Genomic DNA, 17,437 nt, shown 5'->3' on the forward strand with positions numbered 1-17,437 from the left:
ATTGTCATGAAAGCTATTTATTGTTTGGCTTTTGTGGCGATACATCTGTTAGGTGTCTTAATTTGACGAAACGATAAAACGTCGTTTCAGCATTCATCACGGCAATGAGAAAGCCGGCACGGCCATCAAGAAAACCGAGTTTGAGCAGATAAGTACGCAGAAAAGCCCACACGCCGCGCAAGATTGCTGTGCCAAGATGAGCCTGTTTTCCTTGTGCAAAACGCTGAGCGGCACCCGCACTGGAATAACTATTTATCTTGCTTAAAACGGTTTCGATGTCGTCATAAGAATAATGCAAAAGCGTGCCACGTATCGCGATTGCCGGTGAGGGATGCAGAAGGCGCTCGTGAACTAGGTCGTCCGAATATTTGGCCGTACCGCGTCGGAATAATCGCGCAACCCAGTCATTACTCCAGCCGCTGTATTTCACCCATTGCCCACAAAAAGCCGAACGGCGCTCCAGCCGGTAAACATCGGATTGTGGATTGCTGATCGCAGCTTGAATCTCCAGCGCCAGCGCTTCGCTGACAACTTCATCTGCGTCTAGCGCCAGCACCCAGTCGGTGCTGAGTTGGTCAATCGCACGATTTTTTTGCACGCCAAAACCGGGCCAATCAGTGGTCTGATGAATATGTGCAGTAAATTGCCGCGCAATGGTCAAGGTGTCATCCGTGCTGCCCGAGTCGACAATCACGATTTGATCCGCCCATTGCACCGAGCTTAAGCATGCGGCAAGATGAGTTTGGGCATTTTTTGTGATCATTGCGACGCCTAATGTGGGCATAAGGTGCTCGGGCAAACAAATAGGACTGGTATAATCGCTGCTCTGAACTGAACAGGCAAGCGACTGTTTACATGAAAGCGGGTTACATGAAACTGGTTTGCTGGAGAATACCGAAATGAAGGTCAGTGGCTTCACCTTTTTACGTAATGGCTCGATGTTGGGTTACCCCTATATCGAAAGCCTGCAGAGTTTGCTGATGGTGTGCGACGAGGTGGTTGTCGCGATCGGTAAAAGTGAAGACGATACTTTAGAGCGCGTCAAAGCCATCAATGATCCACGGATTCGCATTATCGAAACGCAGTGGAATGAAGGCATGGAGCAGCGCGGTTATGTCTATGCGCAGCAAAAAATGATCGCGCAGTTTACCTGTACCGGTGATTGGGCTTTTTATCTGGAAGGCGACGAGGTGATTCATGAGGATGACGTCGCGCAGATTCGCGCCGTGATGGAAAAGCACCTCAATAATCCAGCCGTCGAAGCGATTGCTTTTGATTACCACCATTTCTATGGCTGCCCTGATCTAGTGGCTAAAAGTCCTGCTTGGTATCGGCAAGCACCGCGCATTATCCGCAATACCATCCGCTCTTGGGCGCCTGATGGCTTGTTCTGGATGGTGATGGAAAAAAACCGTCGTGGCCGTTATCCACGCGCTGCCTTGGCTCATTGTCCGATTTACCATTATGGTCATGTTCGATCATCAGCCAAAATGCAGGAAAAACATCGGCAAGTAGCTAAATACTGGAGTCATGCGCCCAAGCCGCATGATTACTCGCAAATCGACGCTAGTATTTTGCAAGCGTTTACCGGGACTCATCCATTGGTGGCACAACAATGGCTGCGTGACTACGCCGAGCCTAACTTTGTTGCCGACCCAGCGTACCGATTATCCAAACGCGAAAAGCGGCATCATCTATTGATGAAGCTAGAGGCTGTGTTGGGGATGGATTTGACTAAAAAACATTTCACCTGTGTAGCCAAATAAGGATTTGAATGCTGCAGAATAAAAATATCAATGTAATGCTATTGCTGGCCGCCATCTTGGGCTTTGCGCTGCCGGTAAGTACTGCGCTGACCAATGTCATGGTGCCACTATGTGGTCTGATTGGCTTGTATCTTGGGCGGCATGATCTTCTCGCCTTAATTCGTCGCTATCCCTTATTGGTATTGCCATTGATGATCTGGCTGGCTCTGGGATTGGGTGCGGTCTTTTCCCCCGCGCCTGATGCGTGGAGTTATTTTGCCAAATATAAAAAGCTGCTTTTTGCGCCTTTATTAGCGCTGTTTTTTATCAAGGGCTCAAATAAAAGTATCCAATATGCAATTGCGGGGTTTCTGCTCGGTAATCTAGGTATTTTGGCTTTATCAACTTTGGTATGGTGGACTGGGCGACAGGAATGGTTTGGTGTCACCTTGCGTGGCGCATCTTTCATTTCCAAAAATGCCATCGCCCAAAGTTTACTTATGGCCTTTGCTGGGGCTCTGTGGCTGGGGGTTGGATTGTATCGCCGTAAATGGCTGATTCCATGCTTTGTACTCGCAGCATGGCATATCGCTAATGTGTTTTTGATGTCGCCACAGCGCACTGGCTATATGTCCGTGCTGCTGATGCTAGCATGCTGGGGCTGGTTTTATTTGCAAAAGCAATGGCGCATTGCGTTTGTCGGACTCCTGTTGCTGGGCTTGGGCGCCGTTTTTTCAACCAGTAACCCTGCAGAATTTAGTATCAAGCAAGGTGCTACAGAAGTGAAGTCTTGCGTTGATGCAATTAAAAAAGCATCTAACGCCAGCCAGGTGTGCTTTACCTCGGGTGGCGCACGCACTTATTTGTATGTGACGGCAGCCGGACGGATCGAAGCATCGCCCTTCGGCTATGGTACTGGCAATATCAAGATTCAATTGGGTGATATGGAGTTTGGTAACCCGCACAATGAATATCTATTGCAAGGTTTGCAAACCGGTGTAATCGGGATGGCCCTGTATATGACAATGCTGGTGCTGGCCTTTTTACTTGCTTTAAAGCTGCCGCAGATTTGGCGTGCTTTGGCGGTCGGTGCCGTTGTGTCGTATATGGTGTGCAGTCTGTTTAATTCCTTGCTGATGGATATTACCGAAGGTAATACCCTGATCGTTATTTTGGCTTTAATTGTCGCAGCCCATGCATTGATCACATTGGGGGCGAAAAAGAGTGAAACACATGACTAATTCAGTCGGTATTGTGACGCCGCAAAAAATCGTTTTTGAAGACCCTATTCATCTGTCATCTGGCTACGTTCTGCCGCACTATGAATTGATGGTCGAAACCTACGGCACGCTCAACGCGGATAAATCGAATGCCATTCTGATTTGCCATGCGCTGTCGGGGCATCATCATGTGGCGGGCAAGCATGCCGAGACCGATAAAGCCGCAGGCTGGTGGGACAATATGGTGGGGCCGGGTAAACCCATCGATACGAATAAGTTCTTCGTGATGGCGTTAAATAACCTCGGTGGTTGTCATGGCTCGACCGGGCCTTCGAGTATTAATCCGGAAACGGGGGCGCCATATGGCTCGAGTTTTCCTGTCGTGCTGGTACGCGATTGGGTGGAAACGCAGGCGCGCTTGGCTGATCGCTTAGGGATTAAACAATTTGCCGCAATTATTGGTGGCAGCTTGGGCGGCATGCAGGCGCTGCGCTGGTCGATTACTTATCCAGAGCGGGTACGCCATGCGCTGGTGATTGCCTCTGCACCTAAGCTGACTGCGCAAAATATCGCGTTTAATGATGTGGCGCGTCAGGCCATTATTACCGACCCCGAATTTCACGGTGGCGATTTTTACCTACATGGCGTGGTGCCGAAACGTGGGCTGCGTTTAGCGCGGATGTTAGGCCACATTACCTATTTGTCCGACGATGGTATGGGCGAGAAGTTTGGCCGCCTGCTGCGTAGCGGTGAGTATAAATATGGCTTTGACGTTGAGTTCGAGATCGAATCCTATCTGCGTTATCAGGGCGATAAATTCTCGACCATTTTCGACGCCAATACCTATTTGCTAATGACCAAGGCGCTCGATTATTTCGACCCAGCGCGCCACTACGGCGGCTCGCTGGCTGAAGCGATGCGCCAAGCGCAGGCGAAATTCCTTGTCGTGTCGTTCACATCCGATTGGCGTTTTGCTCCGTCGCGTTCGCGCGAGATTGTGAAGGCGCTGCTCGATGCGGATCGCACTGTGTCGTACGCCGAAATCGAATCGCAACACGGCCACGATGCCTTCCTGATGGAGGACGCACCGTATATGGCGGTGATGCGCGCTTATCTGAATAATATTGCTGCGGAGATTGCATGATGATTGCGTCATTTCAATTCTCGCAAGACTTGATGGAACGTGCACATATGGCGGTGATGCGCGGATGCTTGAATGACCTGCTAAACAATGTGGCGAAGGAGATCGCGTAATGGCTCAGCACAACACCCTCCGCCCCGACCTGAAACACATTGCCGATCAAATCAAACCCGGCTCGCGTGTGCTGGATTTGGGCTGCGCCGACGGCGAATTGCTCGCTTGGCTGCAGGCCAATAAAGCCGTGCGTGGCATCGGCGTTGATGTCGATGTGATGTCGATTGTCGCTTGTGTGGAAAAAGGCCTGAATGTGATTCAGGCCGATATGGAAAGCGGCCTGCAAAGCTTTGAAGACGGCAGTTTTGATTATGTCGTACTGTCGCTGACGATTCAGGCGATGCACAATATCGAGCTGATCTTGCAAGAAATGTTGCGCGTCGGCAAAGTTGGCTTGGTCACTTTCCCGAACTTTGGCTTCTGGGAAAACCGCTGGCAAATCCTGATTGGCCGCATGCCCGTGTCTGAGACAATCCCCTACGAGTGGTACAACACGCCGAATATTCATTTCTGCACGGTCAAAGATTTTGACAAATTGCTGACTAAAATGGGTATGAAAGTCGATAAACAAGTCGTGCTGCACCAAGGTGAAACTGTCGACTTTTTGCCGAATCTGTTTGGCAGTTTGGCGCTGGTGCAATTTAGCGCCTGCGCAAAGTAAGCTAAATACCTAGTTGATGTATTGCCGTGTAGCCCATAATCTATAAGGTCTACATGGCAATACAGTATTGAGGTGAAAATGCGTCCAATCCGTTTTGGCATTATTGGTACCGGCAATATTGCGCAACGATTCTTTGCTGGCCTTACGCATGTGCCAAACGCAACCGTTTCTGCCGTGTATAGCCGTGGTGGCGCTAAAGCGCGGCAATTTGCGGCGGTTCACCATATTCCTACCGTGTTTGACGAGATCGACGATCTGCTCGCCAGCGATATCGACGCCGTTTATATCGCTACGCCACACCCCAGCCACGCCGCGCTGAGTATCGCTGCATTGCAAGCGGGTAAAGCCGTGTTGTGCGAAAAGCCTGCCGCAATTTCCTTGACCGAATTAGACGCAGTCATCGCCACCGCCCAGGCCACAGGCCGCCTGTATATGGAAGCGATGAAGCCGCCGTTTTTCCCTTTGTATCAGTTAATTCGCGAACGTATTGAGGCTGGAGCGATTGGTGACGTGCACTTTGTGCGAGCGGGCTTCGCCAACCCCAGCGTTCCCGCTGGCCACGCCGTGCTCGACCCGGCGCAAGCGGGGGGCGGGCTGCTGGATATTGGCATTTACAGCGCATTTCTGGCGGTCGATTGGCTGGGCGCTGCGGGTGAAATTCAAACTTTGGGGCGGATAGGCGCGAGCGGCGTTGATACGTTCGCTAGCTTGAATATCCAGCACGAGCGCGGCATTAGCCAGCTGTATTGTGGCCTCGACATCGCAGGCAGCGGCGAAGCGCTGATTGGTGGCTCAGCGGGTTATGTGATCATCCACGATAAATGGTGGAATCCGGCCAAAGCGACCGTGGTCAACGCACTGGGCGAGCGCGAAGAGCTCGCAATTGCGCCGCAGGGCTCGGGTCTGAATTACGAAACCGCGCATTTTTGCGACTTGCTGCGCGCCGGTGAGCTAGAAAGCCCGATGATGAGCCATGCCAAAACTCGCGCTGCGCTGGCAATGACTTTACACGCACGAGATATATTGGTTACAAAAAATGTAGGGTTGGTTAGCCCTTTAGGGCGTAACCCACCGTGATGCGATATAAAGAAAAACGGCGTAACGGTGGGTTACGGCTACGCCTAACCCACCCTACGAGTATTGCCATTATTGCCAGGTATTGCTCTGCAATTAATGATTTAACTGATATAGCGAGATATACCCTATGAAAGACTTTCTGCTCGACGAGCGCATTATTAAAAAAATCGCGACTGGCCACGGCAGCTGCATTGCCAGCGACGAGATTACGATTGAAGGCTATCCAGTCGGGCTGATGTATCGCGAAAAACCACTCAAAGACGGCGATAGTGGCTGGCGCTTTTTTTCGGGCTGTGAAGACGACAAGTTCTTGAATAACCCGAAGAACCACAGCGAATTCGACGTGAATGTCATTGCGAACTACGACAGTAGCGTGATCGCCTTGCTCGGCTCGCCCATCGGTAGCGTGTTTGAGAAGGGGCCCGATGAGGATGAATTTAAGGCCGTTACTGATTGGTCGCCGCTGGACTAGCAAAACTACTGCGAGGCGCGATGACTGTGTTGATCAAATCGCTCAAAGTTCTTATGTACCTGATGTGCATTCCGGCTTTTCGCCATTTGCTCGCCTTGTCCTCGCCCCTCTCGCGGCGTTTTGCAGAGGTTCATTTCAATCCATATTGCAGTCATTTCCAAGGGTAAGCCCATGATTCGTGTTACGAGTAACTTTGATTCCGGTTCGATTGATGTGATTGACGCTAGCGACGCCGCCAATATCCGTCTGAAACTGCGCCCCGATAACGCATCCGACTTTGCACAATGGTTTCACTTTCGTTTGAGCGGCGCGCGTGATGTCGATTGTTCGTTGAAGATCGAAAACGCGGGGCAGAGCGCCTATCCCGATGGCTGGCCGGATTATCAGGCGGTGGCAAGTTACGATAGAGAAAACTGGTTTCGTGTTGAGACTGAATACGATGGCCAGACGCTGACGATCAATCACACGCCGCAAACCGATGTGATCTGGTTTGCTTATTTCGAGCCGTATAGCTGGGAGCGCCACCAAACGCTGATCGGCAACGCGATTACCGCATCACCGTGGGTCAAGCTGGAGCAACTGGGCGTGACGCCTGATGGGCATGATTTCGATTTGCTGCGCATCGGCGTGCAAAAAGGCTATTACGGCATCAATAAAAAGAAAGTTTGGGTCACAGCGCGCCAGCATCCGGGTGAAAGCATGGCCGAGTGGTTTGTCGAAGGCTTGCTCGAAACGCTACTTGATCCGCAAAACCCAATTGCGCGGGCATTGCTGGAAAAATGCGTGTTTTACGTCGTGCCGAATATGAACCCAGATGGTAGCGTGCGCGGTAATTTGCGCACCAATGCCAAGGGCGCCAACCTCAACCGTGAATGGCAAACGCCAACACTGGAGCGCAGCCCAGAAGTCTATTGGGTGCGTGAAAAAATGAAGCAGGTGGGCGTGGATGCCTTTTTTGATATTCATGGTGATGAGGCAATTCCGCACAATTTTGTCGCTGGTTGCGAGAGCAATGAGTCCTTCTCATGCCGCCAACATGATTTGCAAGAAGCATTCAAAAAAGCGTGGTTGGCGGCTAGCCCCGATTTCCAAGTGGAGCATGGCTACGAAGTCGGCAAGTTTGGCCCGGAAACATTGACGCTTGGCACGAACTGGGTCGGCAATGAATTCGATTGCCTGGCCTATACGGTGGAAATGCCATTCAAAGACACCGCCAATCGTCCGCTGCCCGAAGTAGGCTGGAATGGCGAGCGTTCAACGCAGTTCGGTAGCAGTATGCTCAGCGCGCTGTATGCGATTGTGGAGCAGATTTAAGCTCGTTTGATACTAAAAAAGGCGCTGTTAAGCGCCTTTTTATTTGCTAGCAATGAGTCATTAGTCGTTTTTTTCCAGCTTAAAGCGGAAGAATTCGCTTGTGCCATTGTCGTTGTCGCTGGCAATTGCACCTTTGATTTCGTCTTCTTCGCTGCTGGTAATCGCTAGAGATTCCGCTTTGGTGATGACAACGCGACCATTGGCATCAAGTAGTGGAACTGAAGTGGGCGTTAGATCCATCACTTCGCCGGCCTTGAGTTTTCCCAATGGGATCACGCCAATAAAGCTCCCCAAAATTTGCCCATCATTATATGAATCTCCGGTGGCTTCCACTGATGCGGTGTAAACAAGACTATTGTTTTTTGCCCAATAATCACCACCGGAAAGGCCCGCTTCAAAGCCGGCTACTTGCGGGAGCTTGACCTTGAAGGTTTCGATTTTACTAAAGCCATCGAGTTTGCCAAACATATAGTCGATAAGCTCGTTTTGCTTGACGGCAAATACCAGATTCCCACCGCCATTGCCGCGATTGAGGATATAGGCTTTGCTGCCACTTAATACGAGTCCTTCAATATTTAGCTCACTGATGCCTGCGGCCATTTTAAGCTGGGTATACAGGCTAAGCAGATTACGTTCGTGTTTGCTGATGCGATCGCTAGAAAGTAAAAAGCCAACTTCCCGAATCACGGCTTTGCTGCCAGAACCGAGTACCATGCTCCAGGTTTGCTTGCCCTGACGAAATTGCGCCATTGCTTCAAAGTCGGGCTTCACTTTTTTATTGATGCGCCCATTCGGATCGAGTGGATACGCTTTGATCAGCTGTTTATCCGTGATATGGAAATTCTGGTCCAATTCAAATAGCCATTGCGCATCATCACCGACTGCATAGAAAAAGCCGTTGCGATAAGCCATGCCCGATGCAGAGGGAAGGTCTTGGTTTAGATTGGATGCGCCTAATTCCAATTGGTAGCTTTCATTGGCATGGGCGTGCAAGGCCAATGTAGCGGACAGCGCAGCTGCGAGGATATGTTTCAACATTTCAACACCTAAGTCTGATTGATTGAGTAAATAACAGGGGTGCGCAGACCCTGCAGGGAACGTATAGCTCGTTCTTGGGTATTGAGTGCAAATGCTCAATCGATATATGACATTGGTGTTACAAATTGGTTTCGTCATTTGGTGAATATATTTTTTTGATGATGCTTTTTTAGAAAGGCAATGAAATTATTGTGGGTGATATTTGACAGCTTGACTTCGTCCACGCAAGCGCCAAATCAGATTTCCAATGTATATTTCGCCCCCTGAGTTTGCCGCCCCGATACCAAGAGGTGTGCGGCAAAAAATCATTTTTGCGTTCTTACTACTACGGCTATTTCATGCTTGCCCCAAGCAAGTAGGCCAAGAGCCTAGTCCGAGCATTTATATGCTTGGCGTTTTCGACTCCATCACACCCTAAACCCACTCGGCCCCATTTTGCTTGTGTTTTATATTTGGGTTTGCCTGTATCGCTCTATACTCAAGCTCTGCCACACACATAAAGGCGCTGACTTTGATGCGGTTCTGGGGAATATTGTTGGGTCTATTGCTCGCGGCGGCGGCTTATTCAGGCGAGCCGATCAAGGCGTGTGGCGGTGAAAGTAATTGGCCGCCGATGTCCTATATCCAAGCGCCCAGCGTTAAAGTCGAGGGCTTGTCGGCTGACATTTTGCGCAATATCTTTGTTGATCCGCAGGTTGAGCTTCGGCCATGGCTACGATGTTTATTTGAAGTCCAAGAGGCTCATCAAGACATTGTCATGTCGGCGTTCAAGACACCAGAACGTGAAACCCAGTTTCTATTTTCTCGCGCCTATCACAGCCTGACGCCTTCTTATATCTATGCGCGATCGCGCTTTAGCAAGCCGCCGATTCACAGCTTGGCCGATCTGTCCCGCTATAAAGTTTGCGCATTGCATGGCAGTGCGACGTTTTATACCAAGCTACCCAAAGAGGCCGTGGAAAGTAGCGCCAACAATTACACGGCGTTGATGAAAAAGCTGGCGGCAGGCTATTGTGATGTGGTGGTGGACATGCGAGAAGTATTTCTTGGCTTTGCCAAGCTCGATTTATTGCCAGTGAATATCAAAGAGTTTCCAATCGCCGCTTTGCCCGAAACTGAAAAATACCCGATTCATTTTGCCGTGAGTCGTCGCCATCCTGAAGGGGCGGCGTTGATTGATCGTATCGATCAAGCGCTTAATAATATGCAGCGCAGCGGTCAATTAGCAGCTTTGATTGCTCAATATCAAAAGTAAACTGGCTCAAACTGATCTTGTCAGTATTTACGCTTGGCAAACCGCTTGGTGCAGCGTAGTTTAAGTTCTGGTCGAATTTTGGAGGTGCAATATGCTCAATCCGTTTGCCACTGAAACCGTCACGTTTGATACTCCCGTGGCGATGTTGATCGCCTGTCATGACCGTGTGCGGCAATATGCAGCGCTCACTGAAACGCTGGTGACGCATATGGCGCAACACGGCGCGGATGCCGCTGCCATCGCGGGGGCGCAATCGATTTTGCGCTATTTTGACATCGCCGCACCATTGCACCACCAAGATGAAGACGACGATTTATTTCCCGCCATGCTGGCCCTCGCGCAGCCGGAGTTGGCGGCGACGATCCGTGAGATTACGGCCGAGCATGATGAGCTGGGTGCGCTCTGGCAGCAAGTGCGAGCCGCCTTGCTCGCAGTGGTGGCGGGTAATGATAATGAATTGACTTTGACGCTGGCGCAGGAATTTGCGACGCGTTATCCCGCGCATGCTGCGCGTGAGGAGGACGAGATCTATCCATTTGCCAGCGCTTTACTCACTAGCGAGCAGTTGCATGTACTCGGCCGAAGTATGGCCGCGCGGCGCGGGCAAAAAGTTTAACTCTCGGCACTTAGCTCGGGCTTTTTGTTCGAGATAATGATCTTGTACTCGCGAAAATCCAGCGGCTCGATCTCCGGGCCTTCCCACGGTTTGCGGTAAACAAACTTTAGCGTGACTTCACCTTCCTGCTGCGCTCTAAAGCGCCAAGTGCTATCGCCTGGGGAATTGAGCTGATTTTTATTCCACGGCGTAAATTTCCAGTCCTGCACCAATTTCATCGCTTCACTATTGGGTTTTTCAAAGAACCATAAATAGCCGGTATTGGGGCTGGCCGGTAGTTTGACCATTACCGCTTCTTTGGGTTTGATCACAATAGTTTGCTGGTGCTGCAGCGGGGTGAGGACACGTTCAGCCACTGCAGAATGGCATAGAAGTACCCCGCTCAGCGCAATAAGCCAACCGTTTTTCATTTGGGTATGCCTCTTTTCTATCAACATAAGACCATAGTACGCTGGCATTTTTTGGGCGTCGTAATACTATTACACACTCAAAATGTGGATAATCACGTTGTTATGTATATTGTTGAACGCCTTTTATTCATTGATCTATATTGATATACCCATGGGTATTGTTTGATCGAAGGCGATGGTAGGCGATGGGCGGAGCCTAGCGTTGGCTAGGCTCACAGGGGGAGGTGGATGGTGATTATTTCAAATTACGACGGAATAAATCAAATGCCAATTGGTAGCCGAGCAGCGCCAATTGCGGGTCATAGCGATCGCCTTCGTCGCGCATAAAGGCGTGCGGGCCGTTGAACTCGTGCCAAGTGAAGGTTTTATCGGCCGCCACCAAAGATTGATACACCTGCGCACGACCCGCCGCTGGAATGTGTGGGTCTTGCTTGCCGAAAATCATCAGCAATTCGCCGCTGATGTCGGCGAGGCGTTCCATACTGTGCTGGCCAGGCTGATTTGGAATCACATTGGTGTGCAAATCAGTCGCGTAAAAACACGCGGTGGCTTTGATTTCTGGTTGTAGCGCGGCGCGGAAAGCCAAATGGCCGCCGATGCAGAAACCCATCGCGCCAAAATCACCGCTATGCCAAGGTTGCTGTTTGGCCCAAGCAATCATCGCGGCATTGTCGGTGTCGTAGCCTTCAACCGATTTAGCCATTTTATCGGCGTTGCCTTTATCGCGGCCCGCGTCGTCGTAAGCCAGTACGGTACCGATCGGATTGAGCTCATGGAACACTTCCGGCACCAAGACGTTATAGCCGTGGCCAGCAATGATTTTCGCCGCGCGCTCAATCGGACCGGTTTGCTGGAAAATCTCGGAATAAAACAGAATCGTCGGATATTGGCCAGCTTCAGCTGGACGATGCACATACGTGCGCATCACGCCGGTGGCGGTATTGAGATCGGTGATTTCGCTTTTAATCATCATGATGCTTGATCCTTGATAGAAAAAAGAAAAACGCCCCGCAGGGCGTTTGAAGGTGGTGCTAATTATTTGGTCAACTTTTCCAGCGCTTCGCGGTATTTGGCGGCCGTTTTTTCGGCCACTTCTGCGGGCAGTGCTGGGGCTGGTGGGGTTTTATCCCAGCCGGTGGTTTCCAGCCAGTCGCGCACGAATTGTTTGTCGTAGCTCGGTGGGTTGGTGCCGGGTTGGTATTGATCCGCAGGCCAAAAGCGGCTGCTGTCAGGCGTTAAAGCTTCGTCCATCAGGCACAGCACGCCATTTTCATCGAGGCCAAATTCAAATTTGGTGTCGCCGATGATAATGCCGCGGGTGGCAGCATATTCGCTGGCGGTTTTGTACAGCATGATCGCGGTGTCGCGTACTTTGGCGGCGAGTTCTGCGCCCAAAATTGCTTCGCACTGCGCGTAGCTGATGTTTTCGTCGTGATCGCCGACTGCGGCTTTAGTCGATGGTGTGAAGATGGGTTCTGGCAGTTTGTCGGCTTCTTGCAGACCGGCTGGCAATTGGATACCACACACGGTACCTTGCTGTTTGTATTCTTTCCAGCCGCTGCCCGCGATATACCCCCGCACAATCGCTTCAACCGGCACGGGTTTCAGGCGTTTGCACACCACGGCGCGGCCTTGGACTTGCGGCAAATCTTCGGCAGACACCACGTCTTCTGGCTGATCACCGGTGAAGTGGCTAGGCACCACGTCTTTCAATTTATCAAACCAGAAATTTGAAATGGCAGTGAGGATTTTGCCTTTTTCTGGAATCGGCTCGGCCAGAATCACGTCAAAGGCTGACAGGCGATCGGTTGCGATCATCAGCATGCGGGTTTCGTCGATTTGATACAAATCGCGCACTTTGCCCGAGTAGATTTTTTTCAGGCTAGTCAGATTGGTGGTGGTCAGGCCGGTCATAGTTGCTCCAAAAACGTGGGCGCGGCCCACTACGGACATTTAAGGCCGTATTTTGCCTGAATGTGGCGCAGCCTGCATGTCCTTACGTCTAAGATCGCGCAAGAAATCGCGGGATGGGGCGGATTAAATTGTTTTGGTCAGGCGATACACTTTGAGCGCATCGCCCTTGTGGTCGATTCGCGTTTCCCAGCCTTCATTGCGAAAACCGATATTGTGATAAAAATCGTAGGCGCTTTGGTTATTGGCAAAGCAAATGGTGGCCATTTCAATCGCTTGATGGCGGTCTTGCGCAATGGTACTTAAAGCGCACACCAGATAACGTGCAACGCCCATGCGGCGCGCGCGCGGGTGGACGACCAAATGCCCAATCCATGCGCGACCATTGTGCTTGGTGTTATATAGGCTGGCAAAGCCCAGCACCCGGTCTTCATCGCAGACGACAAAACCGTCCTCATGCCCCGCCAAGTGCTCTAATAATTGCAACGGTTCGGCCGGCCAGCTGGCGCGCGGAAACAAATAGCGCAGCTCGGTTGGCGTTTGCGGCCAGCTCACAATGGCGCTGAGGTCATCGAGCGTGGCGCGACGTAGGCGATAGCGGGTCAGTAAGGCCATGTTGATCGCGACATAAGTAGACAGATGAATATCTTATCCGAAACTATGTCAGCTTTGTGAAATTCGCGGCGTTTTGGCAGGGTTTTGCGGAAAACCCCTATATATCACCAATCGCTAATTTGCTAAGTGTTTCAGTGCTTCACGCTGTGATAAGGCCGATAATTGCGCACGATGCTGCGTAACAAAATCCGCCACCGCCGCGGGCTCGACCCGTGCATATTGGCGCAGCGCCCAGCCAATGGCTTTGCGAATAAAGAAATCCGTCTCGGCGGCATTGGCAAGGCAGGCGTGAAATAGGCGCGCCTGATCGGTGTCGGTTTTCCAGCCCAATTGATACAAAATCGCGGTGCGACGCAGCCAGAGATTGGGGTGGCTGACCAATTCATCCATCCGCGTCACGAGGGTGCGGTCGGTTTGGACGAGCTGGCCGACGACTTTGCTCGCCAATAGATCGACCGTATTCCACCAACTGTGCGTTGTGATTAGTGCTTCCAAGGCGGGTAAATGCTCGGCGCTGAGTTTGCTTTGGCAGCGCACCAGCAAGTCAAGCGCACTGTAGTGATATTCGCGCTCGGCTAGTTGATACAGCGCGTGTGCGAGCGCCAATATCTCGTCCGCGCTACTGTCTTGTTTGATTTTGAACTCAAACGACGCGAGCAATTTCCTGCGGGTAGGGGTGGGTATGCCCATGAAGATAAATTGATTCTTCATGTACGCAGCCATACCTATGGCGCGTATCGGGTCGGCAGCGCTAGCCAGCGTGTTTTGATAAGTACCCAGCCAGCGCGCGACGAAACGACTTAAGCAAAATTGATCTTGCATTGTGGTTTCGCCTCGCTGTGCGGATGGTGCGCGGGGGACTTGTTCGTTGTCGGGCTTACAAGGTTTCTTTGATCGCGTTGGCTTGCTCAAGTGCATCTTGTGCGCTGTCGGCCAATACATTGAAGTGACCCATCTTGCGACCCGGACGCGCGAGCTTTTTACCATATAGGTGCAGCTTGGTATTCGGCGCCGTCATCAGGATTTCCCAACGCGGCTCTGCGCCATCTTCGCCCCACACATCGCCGAGCAAATTCACCATGACGGCGGGTTTGAGCAAATCGGGCTTGCCGGGATACAGGCCGCACATGGCGCGAACTTGCTGCTCAAACTGGCTGGTCAGCGTCGCGTCGAGTGTGTAATGGCCCGAGTTATGCGGGCGTGGCGCCATTTCATTGATGACAAGTTGTTCGTCTTCCAATACGAAAAACTCCACCGCCATCACGCCAACGTAATCGAGCTTTTCGGCCAATTGCATCGCCATCGCGCGAGCGCGATCCGACACTGCCGCCGAAACACGGGCAGGCACAATCGACACATCCAGAATGCCATTGACGTGTTCGTTTTCGGCCACCGGAAAGCTCACAACTTCGTTGGCGCGGGTGCGCGTCACAATCACCGAGACTTCAGCGACCAGCGGCATCATTTTTTCCAGCACACAGGGCTGATGTTTCATTTCCGCGTGGGCAAAACGCGCTTCTTCGGCGGTTTTAACGCGCACTTGGCCTTTGCCGTCGTAGCCCAAACGTGCGGTTTTCAAAATGCCGGGCAGGTAGGGCGATAAATCACCTTCCAAGCTAGCTGCATTTTTTACCGCAATAAAGGGGGCGACATCCAAACCCGCGTCGCGGATAAAGGTTTTTTCTGCAATACGGTCTTGCGCAATGGCGACGCAATCGCCGCTGGGCGAAACCGGAATGCCTTGCGCGGCAAGCCAGCGCATTGAGTCGGCATTCACATTTTCAAATTCGGTGGTGATGGCCGCGCAATGCTCGGCCATGTATTGCAGCGCTTCAGGATCGGTAAACGATTTGCACAAATGCTCATCGGCAAAGTCCGCCGCAGGCGCGTGGCTGTCCGGGTCGAGTACGGTCACGCGATAGCCCATGTTTTTGGCTGCCGAAGCAAACATGCGACCCAACTGGCCGCCGCCCAGAATGCCCAGCATCGCGGGTGGCAAGATCGGTTTTGTCGTGTTATTGCTCATCGTTTTCTTCCTTAAGATACTGTCTTGCTTTAAATGCCTGATGGCGCGCGTAGCCCCATTGCCCAAAGCCGTATATGCCGCCAGCGATCATCGCCATTGGATTTGCTGCCAATACCCCATTTATAAATGGAGTTTGCTCGCTGTAGTGCCACATGGCCGCCAGTAGCAGCGAGCAGGTGAGCCCCCAAAATAAACAGCCCTTGACCAGTATAAAGTACCAGCAAGGGCGGAGTGTTTGGTCTGGCGCAAACGAGCTCATTCTACTTCGGGTAATTCCATGTCGAGCACGGTTTGTTTTTGCGTTTCGCGGAAGTCATTCAATTGCTTGGCCAGCTCAGGCTTACCGCCCGCGAGCATCGCCACGGCAAATAAACCCGCGTTGGCCGCGCCGGCTTCACCAATTGCGAAAGTCGCAACGGGAATGCCTTTGGGCATTTGTACAATCGACAGCAGCGAATCTTCACCGCGCAGATATTTTGATGGTACGGGTACGCCCAGTACGGGAACGGTCGTTTTCGCCGCCAACATGCCTGGCAAATGCGCCGCGCCACCTGCGCCCGCAATAATGCAGGTCAGGCCACGTTCGGCCGCGGTTTCGGCGTATTGAAATAAAAGATCGGGCGTGCGGTGTGCAGAAACCACTTTGCATTCAAACTCGACGCCAAAGGCTTTAAGCTGCTTGGCCGCGTGTTGCATCACATCCCAATCGCTGTTGCTACCCATTACTACGCCGACTTGAATCATCGCCGTCAACTCCAAACGCAAAAGCGGCTAATTTTACCGAAAAAACAAGCAACTCCGATAGGGGTTTGGATAAAAGGTGGCTTAAAGGTAAGTGATATTCCTGATCTATATTAGTATTGACTAATAATCCACCTTGGTGCATTATCAATCCATACGCATAGCTCGTTTGTTTTGCTTGCTTTGTTGTAGTGTTTCATTTCCATCCTATGTCTTTATTGAGCGCCACAATCGATCGATTGTGGCGTTTTTTTTTGCCTGAATTCCTGTTGCCGCTTGGGTTTGTCGGATTATTGCTGCTAGATTGAAAGCTCAGTCTTAGACTTTTGCTTGGGTTCAATAATGCTTGGTCGCAGCATCTTGCCACTTGGAATGATCGGCTTAGTTTTTTCCGCGTATTGCGCTGGCGCTGAGTTTGATTGCGGGAATCGTCCGATTAAATTGGCTTTTTATGAGTTTGGGCTGCTGTACGAGCAAGGCAAAGGCATCGACAAGGATTTAATCGAAGAGTTGGCGAAACGAACCCATTGTCGTTTTGAGACTCAGCTGATGCCACGAGCGCGGATCTGGAGTGATTTGGCCAGCGGCGCTTTGGATATGAGTGTCTCGGGTATTGAGACGCCAGAGCGCAATCAATTTGCTTGGTTTGCACCGTATTTATCGATTAAAAACTATGCCTTGGTTGATACCAATTTGGCGAAGTCGGTTAATTCCCCTGCCGCATTTCTGGCCAGTAAAGAGGCTCAATTTGGCGTTGTGCGATCTTTTAAACATGGCGCAGAGCAAGACGCTTTTTTAGGGCAAATGCGCGCAATGCAAAGAGTGCAAGATAGCCCCGATGTTGATGCGCTATATAACAAACTGAAAGAGCATCGCGTTTCCGGTATTTTTTCGCAGCCGGTGGTGTTTCGGCGCAATCTCGGTAAATTTGGCTTAGAAAAGTATGTCGCAATTCAAGACTGGACGCCCAACGAGAAGGGCTTGCCGCATGGTTTGATTCTGGCGAAGTCGGCCTTTACTGAGGAGCAGGCTAATGCGTGGCGCGCGCAAATTAACGCACTTAAAGCGGATGGAACTTTGAAGAAAATCTATCTTCGTTATTTACCTGAGTCTGAAGTGACTCAACTTCTGGATTTCTAGC

General features: G+C 51.3%; 19 protein-coding genes. 10 read left to right on the plus strand and 9 right to left on the minus strand.

Annotated elements, in window-relative coordinates; all coding sequences use genetic code 11:
• Positions 1-13: 13 nt before the first annotated feature.
• On the minus strand, positions 14-763 hold the full coding sequence (locus HQ393_RS15060) for a glycosyltransferase family 2 protein (RefSeq protein WP_246307907.1): 750 nt from the start codon (positions 761-763) through the stop codon (positions 14-16).
• 118 nt (positions 764-881) lie between these two features.
• Between HQ393_RS15060 and HQ393_RS15065 the strand changes: the two genes are divergently transcribed.
• The 7 genes from HQ393_RS15065 to HQ393_RS15095 all read left to right on the plus strand — a co-directional run bounded on the left by HQ393_RS15065 (position 882) and on the right by HQ393_RS15095 (position 7,684).
• Positions 882-1,766 carry a glycosyltransferase family protein gene (locus tag HQ393_RS15065; protein ID WP_218871207.1) on the plus strand — a complete coding sequence of 295 codons (885 nt, stop codon included), beginning with the start codon at positions 882-884 and terminating at the stop codon, positions 1,764-1,766.
• A gap of 8 nt (positions 1,767-1,774) precedes the next feature.
• Positions 1,775-2,986: an O-antigen ligase family protein gene (locus tag HQ393_RS15070; protein WP_179356095.1), complete on the plus strand. Its 1,212-nt coding sequence runs from the start codon at positions 1,775-1,777 to the stop codon at positions 2,984-2,986.
• A complete protein-coding gene (gene metX, locus HQ393_RS15075) occupies positions 2,979-4,109 on the plus strand; it encodes a homoserine O-succinyltransferase MetX (protein ID WP_179356097.1) in 1,131 nt (376 codons plus the stop codon). Before HQ393_RS15070 ends, metX begins: the two co-directional genes overlap by 8 nt.
• Positions 4,110-4,218: 109 nt before the next feature.
• Positions 4,219-4,821 carry a methionine biosynthesis protein MetW gene (gene metW, locus HQ393_RS15080; protein WP_179356099.1) on the plus strand — a complete coding sequence of 201 codons (603 nt, stop codon included), beginning with the start codon at positions 4,219-4,221 and terminating at the stop codon, positions 4,819-4,821.
• Positions 4,822-4,899: 78 nt separating this feature from the next.
• A complete protein-coding gene (locus tag HQ393_RS15085) occupies positions 4,900-5,898 on the plus strand; it encodes a Gfo/Idh/MocA family protein (RefSeq protein WP_179356101.1) in 999 nt (332 codons plus the stop codon).
• 127 nt (positions 5,899-6,025) lie between these two features.
• Complete coding sequence (locus HQ393_RS15090) at positions 6,026-6,370, plus strand: DUF2185 domain-containing protein (RefSeq protein ID WP_179356103.1); 345 nt, start codon at positions 6,026-6,028, stop codon at positions 6,368-6,370.
• Positions 6,371-6,541: 171 nt separating this feature from the next.
• On the plus strand, positions 6,542-7,684 hold the full coding sequence (locus HQ393_RS15095; protein ID WP_179356105.1) for a M14 family metallopeptidase: 1,143 nt from the start codon (positions 6,542-6,544) through the stop codon (positions 7,682-7,684).
• Between the two features lie 60 nt (positions 7,685-7,744).
• Here the strand turns inward: HQ393_RS15095 and HQ393_RS15100 are convergent, their stop codons facing one another.
• Positions 7,745-8,722 carry a DUF6929 family protein gene (locus HQ393_RS15100; protein WP_179356107.1) on the minus strand — a complete coding sequence of 326 codons (978 nt, stop codon included), beginning with the start codon at positions 8,720-8,722 and terminating at the stop codon, positions 7,745-7,747.
• 514 nt (positions 8,723-9,236) lie between these two features.
• Here HQ393_RS15100 and HQ393_RS15105 point away from each other — a divergent pair.
• Together HQ393_RS15105 and HQ393_RS15110 are read left to right on the plus strand one after the other, a co-directional pair.
• Positions 9,237-9,977 carry a substrate-binding periplasmic protein gene (locus HQ393_RS15105; protein ID WP_179356109.1) on the plus strand — a complete coding sequence of 247 codons (741 nt, stop codon included), beginning with the start codon at positions 9,237-9,239 and terminating at the stop codon, positions 9,975-9,977.
• Between the two features lie 91 nt (positions 9,978-10,068).
• Complete coding sequence (locus HQ393_RS15110; protein WP_179356111.1) at positions 10,069-10,593, plus strand: hemerythrin domain-containing protein; 525 nt, start codon at positions 10,069-10,071, stop codon at positions 10,591-10,593.
• On the opposite strand, the gene HQ393_RS15115 is transcribed toward HQ393_RS15110, so the two are convergent.
• The 7 genes from HQ393_RS15115 to purE form a co-directional block, all read right to left on the minus strand.
• Complete coding sequence (locus tag HQ393_RS15115; protein WP_179356113.1) at positions 10,590-11,003, minus strand: protease inhibitor I42 family protein; 414 nt, start codon at positions 11,001-11,003, stop codon at positions 10,590-10,592. The two genes, HQ393_RS15110 and HQ393_RS15115, sit on opposite strands and share 4 nt — an antisense overlap.
• A gap of 235 nt (positions 11,004-11,238) precedes the next feature.
• Positions 11,239-11,976, minus strand: coding sequence for a dienelactone hydrolase family protein (locus tag HQ393_RS15120; protein WP_179356115.1), 738 nt, complete (start codon positions 11,974-11,976; stop codon positions 11,239-11,241).
• A 62-nt stretch (positions 11,977-12,038) separates the two neighbouring features.
• Positions 12,039-12,917 (minus strand): phosphoribosylaminoimidazolesuccinocarboxamide synthase, encoded by an 879-nt coding sequence (locus HQ393_RS15125; protein WP_179356116.1) that lies wholly within the window; start codon positions 12,915-12,917, stop codon positions 12,039-12,041.
• A gap of 123 nt (positions 12,918-13,040) precedes the next feature.
• The gene (locus HQ393_RS15130) at positions 13,041-13,529 is read right to left on the minus strand and encodes a GNAT family N-acetyltransferase (protein WP_179356118.1); all 489 of its coding nucleotides are present in this window, start codon (positions 13,527-13,529) and stop codon (positions 13,041-13,043) included.
• Positions 13,530-13,643: 114 nt separating this feature from the next.
• A complete protein-coding gene (locus tag HQ393_RS15135) occupies positions 13,644-14,351 on the minus strand; it encodes a DNA alkylation repair protein (protein ID WP_179356120.1) in 708 nt (235 codons plus the stop codon).
• 55 nt (positions 14,352-14,406) lie between these two features.
• A complete protein-coding gene (locus HQ393_RS15140; RefSeq protein ID WP_179356122.1) occupies positions 14,407-15,555 on the minus strand; it encodes a 5-(carboxyamino)imidazole ribonucleotide synthase in 1,149 nt (382 codons plus the stop codon).
• 255 nt (positions 15,556-15,810) lie between these two features.
• Positions 15,811-16,299, minus strand: a complete 489-nt coding sequence (gene purE, locus HQ393_RS15145; protein WP_179356124.1) for a 5-(carboxyamino)imidazole ribonucleotide mutase — start codon at positions 16,297-16,299, stop codon at positions 15,811-15,813.
• 339 nt (positions 16,300-16,638) lie between these two features.
• On the opposite strand from purE, the gene HQ393_RS15150 reads away from it, so the two are divergent.
• Positions 16,639-17,436, plus strand: a complete 798-nt coding sequence (locus tag HQ393_RS15150; protein ID WP_179356126.1) for a substrate-binding periplasmic protein — start codon at positions 16,639-16,641, stop codon at positions 17,434-17,436.
• The last annotated feature ends 1 nt before the right edge of the window (position 17,437 follow it).

The organism is Chitinibacter bivalviorum, assembly GCF_013403565.1.
In the GTDB taxonomy this organism is placed as follows: Bacteria; Pseudomonadota; Gammaproteobacteria; order Burkholderiales; family Chitinibacteraceae; genus Chitinibacter; species Chitinibacter bivalviorum.